General features: G+C 40.0%; 11 protein-coding genes. 6 read left to right on the top strand and 5 right to left on the bottom strand.

Going from position 1 to position 12,586, the window contains the following annotated elements:
• Positions 1 to 19: 19 nt before the first annotated feature.
• From ACXIUD_RS18190 to ACXIUD_RS18210, 5 genes are read left to right on the top strand one after another with little or no spacing between them, the layout of a single operon-like run.
• Entirely contained in the window at positions 20 to 673 is a 654-nt protein-coding gene (locus ACXIUD_RS18190) for an MBL fold metallo-hydrolase (RefSeq protein WP_458054077.1), read from the top strand.
• The gene (gene pssA, locus ACXIUD_RS18195; protein WP_458054078.1) at positions 670 to 1,368 is read left to right on the top strand and encodes a CDP-diacylglycerol--serine O-phosphatidyltransferase; all 699 of its coding nucleotides are present in this window, start codon (positions 670 to 672) and stop codon (positions 1,366 to 1,368) included. Before ACXIUD_RS18190 ends, pssA begins: the two co-directional genes overlap by 4 nt.
• Positions 1,358 to 4,603, top strand: coding sequence for a type IX secretion system sortase PorU (gene porU / locus ACXIUD_RS18200; protein ID WP_458054079.1), 3,246 nt, complete (start codon positions 1,358 to 1,360; stop codon positions 4,601 to 4,603). The genes pssA and porU overlap by 11 nt, the downstream gene beginning before the upstream one ends.
• The gene (porV, locus tag ACXIUD_RS18205; RefSeq protein ID WP_458054080.1) at positions 4,600 to 5,817 is read left to right on the top strand and encodes a type IX secretion system outer membrane channel protein PorV; all 1,218 of its coding nucleotides are present in this window, start codon (positions 4,600 to 4,602) and stop codon (positions 5,815 to 5,817) included. The genes porU and porV overlap by 4 nt, the downstream gene beginning before the upstream one ends.
• Positions 5,814 to 7,085 (top strand): M16 family metallopeptidase, encoded by a 1,272-nt coding sequence (locus ACXIUD_RS18210; RefSeq protein WP_458054081.1) that lies wholly within the window; start codon positions 5,814 to 5,816, stop codon positions 7,083 to 7,085. Before porV ends, ACXIUD_RS18210 begins: the two co-directional genes overlap by 4 nt.
• Here ACXIUD_RS18210 and ACXIUD_RS18215 read toward each other — a convergent pair.
• Positions 7,082 to 8,059, bottom strand: coding sequence for a glycosyltransferase family 2 protein (locus tag ACXIUD_RS18215; RefSeq protein WP_458054082.1), 978 nt, complete (start codon positions 8,057 to 8,059; stop codon positions 7,082 to 7,084). The two genes, ACXIUD_RS18210 and ACXIUD_RS18215, sit on opposite strands and share 4 nt — an antisense overlap.
• Positions 8,047 to 8,478, bottom strand: a complete 432-nt coding sequence (locus tag ACXIUD_RS18220) for a sugar 3,4-ketoisomerase (RefSeq protein ID WP_458054083.1) — start codon at positions 8,476 to 8,478, stop codon at positions 8,047 to 8,049. The genes ACXIUD_RS18215 and ACXIUD_RS18220 overlap by 13 nt, the downstream gene beginning before the upstream one ends.
• A gap of 58 nt (positions 8,479 to 8,536) precedes the next feature.
• Here ACXIUD_RS18220 and ACXIUD_RS18225 point away from each other — a divergent pair, with 58 nt between their 5' ends.
• Positions 8,537 to 9,154, top strand: coding sequence for an IMPACT family protein (locus ACXIUD_RS18225; RefSeq protein ID WP_458054084.1), 618 nt, complete (start codon positions 8,537 to 8,539; stop codon positions 9,152 to 9,154).
• On the opposite strand, the gene ACXIUD_RS18230 is transcribed toward ACXIUD_RS18225, so the two are convergent.
• Genes ACXIUD_RS18230 through ACXIUD_RS18240 form a run of 3 tightly spaced genes read right to left on the bottom strand, consistent with a single transcriptional unit; the run spans position 9,151 to position 12,407 of the window.
• Entirely contained in the window at positions 9,151 to 9,753 is a 603-nt protein-coding gene (locus tag ACXIUD_RS18230) for a 3'-5' exonuclease (protein ID WP_458054085.1), read from the bottom strand. The two genes, ACXIUD_RS18225 and ACXIUD_RS18230, sit on opposite strands and share 4 nt — an antisense overlap.
• Positions 9,750 to 11,231, bottom strand: coding sequence for a Na+/H+ antiporter NhaC (nhaC, locus tag ACXIUD_RS18235; RefSeq protein ID WP_458054086.1), 1,482 nt, complete (start codon positions 11,229 to 11,231; stop codon positions 9,750 to 9,752). The genes ACXIUD_RS18230 and nhaC overlap by 4 nt, the downstream gene beginning before the upstream one ends.
• A 60-nt stretch (positions 11,232 to 11,291) precedes the next feature.
• On the bottom strand, positions 11,292 to 12,407 hold the full coding sequence (locus ACXIUD_RS18240) for an NAD(P)/FAD-dependent oxidoreductase (RefSeq protein ID WP_458054087.1): 1,116 nt from the start codon (positions 12,405 to 12,407) through the stop codon (positions 11,292 to 11,294).
• Positions 12,408 to 12,586 lie beyond the last annotated feature (179 nt).

Consider the following 12,586-nt stretch of genomic DNA (forward strand, 5'->3'; position numbering starts at 1 on the left):
TTCTTAGAAACTATTGTCTATGCTTTATCTTAAATCCTTCACCTTTAATCCCTTTCAGGAAAATACCTATCTCCTTTATGATGACAGCAAAAAAGCAGTCATTTTCGATCCTGGCTGTTATGAAAAATACGAAAGGGATGAGTTGACATTTTTCATTCATGATCAACAATTGGAAATAGTTGCTTTGATCAATACCCATTGTCATATTGATCATGTATTGGGTAATGCTTTTGTCAAGCAGACATATGGGGTCCCTTTATGGATTCATTCCAAAGAAAAATCTGTCTTAAAATCGGTTTCTGTATATGCCCCAAGCTATGGTTTTCATGCCTATCAAGAAACAGAGGCTGATGAATTCTTGGATACCCATCAAAGCTTTCAAGTGGGTAATGAGCAACTGGAAATCAGGTTTGTACCGGGTCATGCACCTGGCCACTTGGTGTTTTACCATGCTGGCACGGGAATTTGTATTGCCGGTGACACGCTTTTTCAGGCAAGTATTGGCAGGACAGATTTACCTGGAGGAGATCATCAAACCCTCTTGCAATCAATCCGAGAAGAAATGTTTACATTGCCGGATAAGACTAGGGTATTTCCAGGACATGGCCCTTCAACCACCATTGGCTTTGAAAAAATCCATAACCCCTTCGTAGGCAAAAACGCACGATTTTGAGCATCAAAAAACATATTCCCAATAGTTTAACTAGTTTAAACCTATTTTCCGGCATGGTAGGGATTTACTTAGCTAATACCGGAAATTTGGAGTGGGCTGCCTATTGCATTTTTATTGCAGCGATTTTTGATTTCTTGGACGGCTTCGCTGCCCGATTATTGCGGGTTAGTAGCGAAATTGGCAAGCAGTTGGACTCCTTGGCTGATCTTGTAACCTTCGGTGTGCTACCGGCTTTTATCTTATTTCAACTCATTCAAGCCCAAACTTCCAGTGAATACTTGCCCTATTCAGCATTTCTGATTGGGATTTTCTCAGCAATCCGATTAGCAAAGTTCAATATCGATGAACGACAATCGGATAGGTTCATAGGTGTACCTACCCCTGCAAATGCTTTATTGATATCCACTTTACCTTTTTTAATTCAACGGTTTGGGGCTAGTGTTTACTTTTTGGAAAACCCCATAGTGCTAGTACTACTAGCCTTTATCATGTCTTTTTTATTAGTAGCTGAGTTACCCCTTATTGCATTGAAGTTCAAAACCAAAGGATGGAAAGGAAATGAATTTCGATTCACACTAATTGGCTTGGGAGTATTATTTCTTGTCAGTCTAGGTTGGGCAGGTGTTCCTTTACTAATTATTACTTATATTGTGTTGTCTGTAGTGGAGGGTATAGTACAAAAGAATGCACATTAGCTTACGATTTTGTTTAATAGTTTGGGCTTGTTCCTTAGGAACCTTAGCCAAGGCTCAGGAAGTCTTTGTAAAATTCCCTGTAACGGCAGAAGGCATGTATGCTATTAGCTTGGATGATTTGCGTCAACAAGGCTTTCAAAACCTTTCAGAAGTAGGTATTTTTGGTCAACAAGGACCTCTTAATCAAATCATCACAGAGGACTTCAGAGAGTTAACTCAACTTCCTAGTCAAATATTGGGGAATCGGATCGTTTTTTATGCACAAGGACCTCACCGAATAGAATCATCCGAAAACTCGCTGCATCTTCAGGCTAATCCCTACACAGACACCTTATATTATTTCATAGGAAGAACAACTCAACCGAGGAGAATTACCAATGCGGCAATCCCCATTTCCAATAGCCCCTTAATCAGTCAACTTTCTTTTGTCCAGTTTCGAAAATGGCAAGAGGACAATATTCTTAATTCAGGAAGAAGCTGGTATTCCCGTCCTTTCTTTGGAGGTCAGACCTTTACTTTTACATTACCATTACCTAGTAAACTTGGAAATACGCACCAATTATTCGTACAGTACCTAGGCCAAGCAATTTCAGAAAACCGTTTTCAAATAAGTGTAGCTGGTCAAAACTTTGAAACATTCACTATACCTCCTATTCCCAATACTACCTATGGAATCAAAGGAATAGAATCCAAATTCCAACGAGCAGTTACCTTTTCTGGGCAAGAACTACAGATTCGGACCCGTTACGAATCCGCTGATTTCAATGGCGCAGGCTTTTTGGATTTTGCAATTTTGGCTTCTCAGACACCTCTTGCTAATCTTTCCAATGCAGTTTATTGGCATAGGGGGAATCCGGGTAGGATTACGGCTTCTGGAAATCGAATTTTTTGGAGAATTCTTCCAAATTCCGACATATTCTTAATTGATGGTGAAGCGGAACTACAGACGAACGATCGCATTGCCGTTTATCAAGAAAATCAAATTCCAGCTATCCGAAATTTTGAACGGGTAAACATGGAGGCGAGAAGTGCGCATCAACAAGCGGAATTGTTAATTATCACCCACCCCCTACTTTTGAGTCAGGCCAACCGATTGGCTAATCACAAAAACAATCGGGGCATCACTACATCTGTCGTGTTGATTCAGGATATCTTAGATGCCTATGCTTATGGAAACAGAGATGTGACAGGTATTCGGAATTTCATCGCTGACAAGTACCAATCTAGTGGGAATGTCCGCAATGTTTTGTTTTTCGGTAAAGGTACCTATGACTATAAAGGAATCTTTCAAGGAAGGCCCAACTTAGTTCCAATTTATACTTCACGAAATAGCTTAAACCCACTGACTACCTACAGCTCCGATGATTATTTCGGAATGTTAGAATTAGGTATGGGGGCATGGGAAGAATCTCCAGAAGGTGATACCCCCATGCAAATCGGAGTAGGCAGAATCCCTGCCATCAACATAAGGGAAGCACGTGAGGCGGTCGATAAAATCATTGCTTATGAAAACCCCGCATCTTCACTAGGCAGCTGGAAAACCCAATTGGCCTTTGTAGCAGATGACGGAGATAATAATATACATGTAACGGATTCAGAAAACCACATTCGTTATTTGGAAGAAAACCATCCAGAATTTTTCATTCAAAAAATCTATTTGGACAGATTTGAACAAACCCAAGATGCAGGCAACAGGCAGCGTTCTCCTCAAGCACAAGAAGCATTTCGGGAAGCCATCGAAGATGGTGTTTTGTTTATGAATTTTATCGGACATGGCAATGAAAACACCCTAACTGCAGAAGAGATATTCACCGTTTCACAGCTGAACGACTGGAAAAGGCATCCTCATTTTCCATTGATTATTACAGCCACCTGTGAATTTGGAAGACATGACAGTCCACTCTTACGCTCTGCTGCCGAAGAATTAATGTTTGCTGATAGAAAGGGAGCTATAGGTTTATTGACAACCGGTAGACCGGTGTTTTCTTCGATCAATTTCCGTTTGAATAGTGCATTTATCCAAGCTGTCTTCAAACAAGATGATGGAGAGTGGCGGGATTTGGGCAGCATTTTTAAATTGACAAAAAACAATAGTCTGAACGGTACTTTGAACAGAAATTTTTCTCTTTTGGGAGATCCATCTCTCAAATTGGCCCTACCGGAATTGAGAAGCCAAACTGAACAGATTAAAGACATACAACTGGAAACAGAAATCTCAACTATCTCGGCTGGACAATTGATTAGCGTGGTAGGCTCCATTGTAGACCCATTAACCAATGCACTGATAGGTAATCAACAGGGTGAATATGAATTAATGTTTATTGATAGACCTTCGGAATTTAGGCTTTTGGGTGATGAAAATCCACCAATGACTTTAACCGAACGGAGTAATTTTCTTTTCCAAGGCAAGGGTCAGCTCATAGATGGGAAATTCCGATCTGAAATTTTTATTCCAAGCCATATGAATACAGCTCCCGCTAATGGTCAGATTAAAGTTTTTGCAAACCTGAGTAATGGAATGGAGGCGTTTGGGCATGACCGAGTTATTTTGGAAGGCAGCATGGAAAACAACATGGATACAGAAGGCCCACAAGTAGTGATGAAGTTTGGCTTAGAGGAAGATCCTTTTGCCCAGGTTTTTGAAACTGCTTTTGTTCCTTTGTTAATTGAATTGGAAGATGAAAGTGGAATCAATGTACTCTTCGCCAATCCTGCAAAAAACATTATCTTAACAATCAATGGAGAAAGCCAAACAGTCTTGAATGCTGAATTTAGAGCTATGGAAAATCAGTTCAGAAGAGGTGAGATTCGCACGGCTTTGAGTGGCCTCCGTGATGGTTTAAATGAACTACAATTAGAGGTTTGGGATAATGTTGGCAATCAAACAATTTTCTTAACCAGCATAGAAGTAAAAAATACTAACCAGCTGAAAATATTAGAGTTAGTGAATTACCCCAACCCAACAACCACTCATAGTAAATTTAAAATTGTACAAAATAGACCAGGTGAAAACCTAAATCTCGCCTTGCGTGTTTATTCTTTGTTGGGACAGGAAATATATACTGAAGAAAAGCGTTATATTGGAGCTGAATTTGTGATTGATGATTTGGAATGGAAATTTTTCCAAACACAGACAAAATTTCCAGCAAAAGGAACTTATATTTACAAATTACAGCTGACCTCTGAGCTCGATGGTAGTTCGGATAGTAGGTCTGGAAAAATTCTGATTAGATGAAAATAAGTAAACAATCAATTCTGAAGGGTTGGATTTTTTTAGGAATCACCGCGTTTTCTTTTGCTGCTACAGCACAGAACTCCTCTGTGATTTCGGGGCAAGACCCCAATAACCGGGTGATAACCACTGCGGTTCCATTTTTGAACTTTGCGCCAGATAGCAGGCACTCAGCTATGGGAGACGCAGGTGTCGCATCCTCGCCTGATGCATTTTCTGCACATTGGAATGCCGGTAAGTTGGCATTTATAGAAAATGACATGGGATTTTCGCTTTCCTACTCACCTTGGTTGGGTAGGCTGGTGAATGATATGTCTGTAAGTTATCTCACTGCTTACAAGCGAATCGATGAAGTTTCGGCTTGGGGATTGGATATACGCTATTTCAACATGGGCGAACTACAGTTGACAGATGGAAGAGGAAATGAATTGGGTGAATTTACACCAAGAGACATTGCCATTGGCGGTACTTATTCCAGAAAACTATCCGATAAATTAGGACTTGGTATTTCAGCAAGATTTATCCATTCCAACCTGTCTGGGAATATTTCTTCAGCAGGTGGTGCAGAAAGTAGACCGGGTGTTACGGTTGGTACAGACGTGGGACTTTATTACTCCAAGGATATCTATCCTGGTGATAAGTCAGGTACATTCTCTTGGGGCGTTACCATTTCGAACATAGGTCCGAAAATTACTTATAATAGTGCTGAAGATCTAGATTTTATCCCCACCAACCTTAGAGTCGGTATGGGTTACTCTATCAATATGAATGATTTCAACAAAATCACCTTCTTATTTGACGTCAATAAGTTGATGGTTCCCTCCCCTCCTATTTTTAGAAGAGATGAGAATGGTTTGATTATCATGAGACCTGATGGTACTCCAGATATAGAGGCTGGAAGAGACCCAAATAGACCATTACTTTCAGGTATGTTTGGCTCATTCTTTGATGCTCCGGGCGGTTTTAGAGAAGAAATGCAGGAATTAATGATATCCACAGGGATAGAATATCTCCACAAAGAAATGTTTGCTGTTAGAACAGGTTATTTCTATGAAAACCCCAATAAAGGAGGAAGACGCTTCTTTACCATGGGTGTTGGCTTTCGATATCAAGAAAAATTCAATTTTGATTTCTCTTATTTAGTACCACAAGTACAAAATCATCCACTCGGCGAGACGTTGAGACTATCACTGAGCTATAATATTCCAACTAGATGATTTTAGACAGATCTATTGCTCCTCCATTTGTCATACCGGAGGAGATATCATTTATACCACCTATGCAAAGGACTCTACCCAATGGAGTCCGTTTGTATTTTAACCCTACACCTTCTATCGGAGCTGTAAGAATAGAAGTAAATGCTGAGTCCCTTCGAGGTGAATTGAACATAGCTAAAAAACTAGTTTCTTTCTTTACCCTACACATGTTGTTAGAAGGAACTAAAACCAAGTCAGCATCCGAATTGGATGACTTTTTTGACTATTATGCCTCTGAAGTAGAGATTATCTCTAGCTTTGAACATCAAGGGCTAGCCCTATTGACTACCAAAAAACATTTTAAGCAAGTTCTCCCGGTGTTTAGAGAACTGATGACAGAGGCGGTATTCCCTGAAAAAGAACTTCAAAAGCGTAAATCCCAAAAAGCACTCAACATCAGTATCCAATTTGAAAAGAATGCTATTCGGGCTTCTCACCTTTTCCGTCAACAACTATTTGGCGGAGCTCACCCTTACGGGATGATTTCCACTGAGCAAGATGTAGGATTGATCGAGCGAGAAGACTTGTTGGACTACTATCAAAACTATCTATGGGTTAATCCAGAGATATTTGTTACTGGAGACTTATCAGAAGCCGATCTACAATTGATTGAATCCATACTTGGGGATTTACCGGTGCACGCTCATGATAGCACTCCACCGGAATTCACTAATATAGGCAATGAAATTTTTGTTGAAGCCCGTGAAAAATCCGTACAATCAAGCATTCGTCTAGGTTGCCATTTGATTCCTAAATCTAATCCAGATTACCACGCATTAGCAGTATTCAATACATTTTTGGGGGGTTACTTTGGCAGCCGATTAATAAAAAATATACGAGAAGATAAAGGACATACGTATGGTATTTACAGCAGTATAGGGGGGCTCCGTAGTTCGGATTATTGGGTAATTGCGGCAGATGTAAAAAAGGAATTTATGTCTGAAGTAATCGATGAGATTTACAAAGAAATCGAAATCCTTCAGCATCAAACCATCCCCAAAGAAGAATTGGAAACAGTCAGGAATTACCTCATAGGAAACCTCCTATCTTCATTCAGTTCTTCATTTAAGCTCATCAACAAATTTAAAGGGGTTCATCAAGCTGGATTAGATTTGAGCTTCTATGAAGATCGCTTTGAGTTTTTAAAAAATTTCACAGAAGAAGATATTCAACAAGCCGGAAAAAATCTGATTCAAAAGGATTGGTTTGTAGGGGCTGTGGTAGGTTAACCCTTCCACAGTCTTTGCTTCCACCGTATCATAAAAGAAAGATCCAATCCCATTTGGCAAATCAATTGATATCTCAGCAGATAAAGTTTTGATACACCTAACTCCATAGCCAATTTAATTAAATCTTTCGCTATCTGAAAGTTGGCAGAAAAAGCTGCCATTTTCAGTTCATAGATCACACGAGCTTTCAAAGCCTCCTGCTCATGCTCCGAACGATTCATCGCTTGGATTTTTCTGCAAACTTGGTAAGTAGAAGGCAACATCTTTGACTGCCTTGCTTGGTATTGCTGGGAAGAAAAGGAAAATGCATGAATACTTTTCTTTACCCCAAGCTGACCTGTATAAAAAAGAGGATATTTTCTACTTAATCGCACCATCAAATCAAAATCCTCATACGTCAACGATACATCATACATACCTTCTTGACGGAATTTCTCAGAGGAAACTACCAAGGAAACCGATAAAACCGGATTTCCTGCAACAATCGCGGTATACAAGTCTCCCTCCTCCACAATTTCATCTTCACTTGTATAAAAAAATGAGCTTGTCCCAGTTTCTACTTGTAATAATTCCACATTAGAAAACACTGCCCATGCTTCCGGATGTTGCTCCAACTTTTTCACTGAGCATTCAATATGTTTAGGGAAAAACATATCATCCCCTGATAAATCGATAAAATACTTCCCCTTCGCATGCACAAATACCTGATTGAATGACTCGCAATAATTGAGGGAAAAGGGATGAATAAAAACTGATGACCTGATATGTGAAGGGCAATTACGGAGCACTTGCTCGATCACTTGTGGACTATTATCGTTACTTCCATTGTCAATTACCAAGAGCTCAATAGTTGGGTACGTCTGATCAAAAACACTTTGCAGAGCATTTTCTAACATAGCGGCTTGATTATACACAGTACAAATAATCGAAACCAGGGGTAGTTGGTCAGAAAGGTTATCAGTTACTTGTTCCATGCCGTATATTGAGCTTGCATGTGAATAAATCGCTCTTTATCTCTGATGTAATTTTCCTCCTCAAATGGCTGATCAGAAATCACGAGCAAAATAGCACCCTCGCCAAAGGTAATTTCAGACCAAGCTAAGGCAGGTAAGAAAAGTCCTTGAGCTGCATCGGACAATTGAAAAGCTTCCATAGAAGCATCCAACATTTCTATGGAAACAGCAACAGTACCCTGTAAACAAAACAGTACTTGGTTTTCTTTTACATGTGCGTGTACTCCTCTCTTTGCCCCCACTGGCACATCTTTAATCCAAAACATCCGCTCAACATTCATTTCAATCAAATTCCCTAATTCAGCAAATGCGATAAATCCCATCGTATTTGTCTGATGTGGTAAGTCTATTAGGTAAGGACGTTCAAAAATTTGGTTCATGGCTTAAAATTACGCTTATCAGAGAATAAATGGGTTAAAAAATTCTTAATTCTTACTTTTGCATGCACCATTTATCAAAGCCTTGGAAGCATCAGATAGTTACCTAACATTAGCAGACACATCCGAAGCGATTTTCAAAGAGAAGGGGAGCAAGTTTCTTTCCTTTGCATTTCCAGTAAGTTCTGAGGAGGAAATCAAAGAAGCACTGGAAGATCTACGAAAAAAATATTTTGATGCAAGGCATCATTGCTATGCATATATGCTTGGGAAAGAGATGAAGATATTCCGGGCAAATGACGATGGTGAACCCAATCATTCTGCAGGCGATCCCATCCTGGGACAGATTCGTTCCAATAATTTGACTAATGTATTGATAGTGGTGGTGAGATACTTTGGGGGAACAAAATTGGGAGTTAGCGGATTGATTCAGGCCTATCGTACGGCTGCTGCTGACGCGATTGCGGCCAACAGAATCATCACAGAAATCGTATGCACAACCATTACTTTTTCCTTTGATTACATAGAGATGAACGCCGTCATGAAAATCATCAAGGATTATCAATTAGAGATCATAGAACAACTCTTTGATAATACCTGCCAAATGAAAATCAAAGTTAGAGAGGCATTGGCAGTAGAAGTTCGCTCAAAACTTGAGGAGGTTGCTACTGTAGACTAGCGATTGAATAAGGAGTCTAGATACCCTTGGTATTGCAATTTTTTATAAATCTCCAGACATGCCCAAGCATCTGTTGCCGCATAGACTAACTGTTTGCTCGTCAACTCCAAGGCCTCCCAATTGGACACTTGCTCATTTTTACTGATCCTGATATTCAAAACCATTCCACAAAGATTTCTCACACCTACATTCTCAAAACCAACTTTCTTCAGTTCATCGTTTAGATCAAAAAAACTCTTAGGCTCAAATCCAATAGAGATTTTTTTCAAGGCCCGCAAATCGTCCAAGACCGCTGCACCTACTTTGACAATTTCAGGGTTTTCTAAAATGCGCTGTATGGGCTTGGGAAGTCCAACTTTATTGAGCCGAAAAAGAAATGCCTGATCTGTGGTAGCCAGTTGTAATAAGGAAACCTGATACTGTACACCTTTACGGAATGCTGGTCTTGTCTCAGTATCAAAGCCCAAAATTTGTACGCCACGTAGCTGGTCCAATACTTCCTCTACCTGATCTAATTCTTCAATTAAAGTGATCTCACCTTCAAATTGTCCAAGGGGTAATTCATTAATCTCCTCTTTGCTGATACGCATAGGAATCATACTGCAAACTCTTTTTTAATCTCCAACATTTCCTCCTCCGAGTAATAGTTAATTCCCAATTTCAAATACCCATAAAGAATGGTCATAAAGGGTGATATGATATTGAAAAAACAATAAGGTGCATAGGTCAGTGTCGCCACTCCTAGCACAGATGCCTGTGTAGCTCCACAGGTATTCCACGGAATTAATACAGAAGTCACTGTAGCCGAATCTTCCAAGGTACGGCTCAAGTTTTCTCCTTTCAATCCTTTTTTACGATAAATATCCGCATACATTCTTCCTGGAACCAAAATCGCCAGGTATTGATCCGATGTGGTAACGTTGAAAAACATACAGGTAGCTGCGGTAGAAGCAATCAACGAACCGATGGAGTGCACTTTTGCAATCACCGCCTCTGCCAATACCCGCAACATGCCACTTTCTTCCATTATGCCTCCAAAGGCCATCGCACACAAGATCAACCAAATAGTATTCAACATACCTGCCATACCTCCAGTCACCAATAATTCGTTGACTACCTCGTTACTCGTCACAATACTAATCTCACCATACAAAGCCATCATCACCGCTTTAAAAGAATGATAAGCATAATCCACTGAAGCTGAATTGGAAATGGTCAGAATAATTTCAGGTTGAAAAATAACTGCAAATACACCACCCAGTACCGCTCCTGAAAGTAAGGCAGGCACAGCCGGTACTTTCTTAATGATCATCCCCAATACTACCAATGGAACAATAAATAGCCATCCATTGATATTGAATGTATCCACAATAATGGCTGAAATCTCTTTGACCTGATCTACCGAACCCTCAGCACCTGCTGTAAACCCGATCACACCAAATATCACCAAAGTGATTAGAATTGACGGAAAGGTGGTTTTGGTCATGTGACGGATATGAGTGAAGAGATCTGTTCCTGCCATCGCAGGTGCAAGATTGGTGGTATCCGAAAGTGGAGACATTTTATCTCCAAAATACGCTCCAGAAATAATTGCTCCCGCAATAATCCCTTCGCTAAAGCCCAAGGCTTTACCGATCCCTAGTAGAGCTACACCTACCGTGGCAACTGTAGTCCAGCTACTTCCTGTGGATATCGATACGATCGCAGACACGATGCAAGCCGCAATCAAAAATATAGTAGGATTAAGAATCTGTAAACCGTAGTAAATCATTGCAGGAACTATCCCACTCAATAACCAGGTGCCCGCCAAAGCACCAATCAACAGCAAGATCAAAATACTGGACATGGCTGAAGAAATACTCTTAACAATCCCATCCTGCAAATGCTCCCATTTGATTTTCAATCGGAAAGTAGCAACCAATGCTGCTACGGCTGATGACAATACAAGCACCACCTGATTGGAACCTGATAAACCTTCTGTGCCAAAAATCCAGATATTGACTACCAATAAAATGATTAAGAATAAGATCGGAAAAAGCGCTTCCGATAAGGTGGGTTCTTTCCGTTGAACAGCCATTCAATAGGTTTTAAAATTTTTGAAAACTGAAATTAATAAAATTTTACTAATGTAACACGATTAAAGTAAATCTACCAACTCACTCGCTGTTTGCCATCCAATTGCCACTCCCATTCCGCCAAGTCGAACTGCACAGAAGGTACGCCCATTAATTTGTTCAATAATAGGCATTTTGGTTGGACCAAAAGCCATGATACCCGTCCATTCAAGATCTATTTCTACTGGTTGATTTGGTAGAATCACTTCATTCAAAAGTTTGATCAAATAATCATGAATGAGGGGGTTTATTTCAAAATCTTCTGTTTGTTCGCCTGAATAATCCCTATTTCTTCCTCCACCCAGCAGTATGCGATTGTCAATACTTCGAAAATACACATAGCCTTTATCATAATGAAAAGAGCCTGTCCAAGGCAATGGATTATCTAATGGCTTGGTCACAAAAACCAGTCCCCTTCCCGGTACCAGTTGCACATGCTTAAGAAATTTTCTAGTAAATGCATTGGTACAAATCGCAAGCTGCTTGGCTTCAAAGATTCTCTCTACACCATTCGCCTCTTTTACAGTCAATAACCCTACCTCCTGATTAATATGCGCTACCTCAGCACCTGTCAAAATAAAAACACCCAAACGCTGAGCTTCTTGCCAGAGGCTTTGAATAAATTTCCCTGTATCCAACTCACCTTCAAACTGATTTTTGACTACTGCCCTAACTGATGACCCAAATCCAAATTGTTCGATATTTCCAACTTTTGAAAAAACATCTGCTTGAAACAGCGGAAAAAGGAATTGATTGATTTCCAGCATCCTATCCAAAGCGGGCATTTCGGCATCTGTAAAAAGTTCAAAACCACCTGAACGCTGATAACCTAATGCTTCATCTCCAAATCTTTCTCTTATGGCACACAATCCTTTGTATCTTTTTTCCACTGTGGCTAGTACCAAGTCATCGTTCATCACTTGTAAGTCATCTAGTAACTCTGTGAGACTACCAAAACAAGCAAACCCGGCATTTTTAGTACTTGCACCTGTTGGTAAGAGACCTCTTTCCAGCACCAAAACCTTTCTTTGTGGGTATTTTTCCTTGTACTGTATAGCTGTGGACAAGCCAACAATCCCGGCTCCTACAACCACCAAATCGTATTTCCTAAAATTTTTCCATTCCCAATAACTCCACATACCGCAATATATTTCAATTTGTAAAGGTGATTGTTTAATACTGTCATCCGACTAAATTAAGATTTTCTTCATAATTGGTCTAGTTTTACAATTTAGGGGGGTGTTTTTGAATTTTGAAAAACACCCCCCTTGCCAATTTCAAACAGGTCAAGTTGTACTATTTCTAGATCCCTGTCTGA

Source organism: Mongoliitalea sp. (assembly GCF_054166905.1).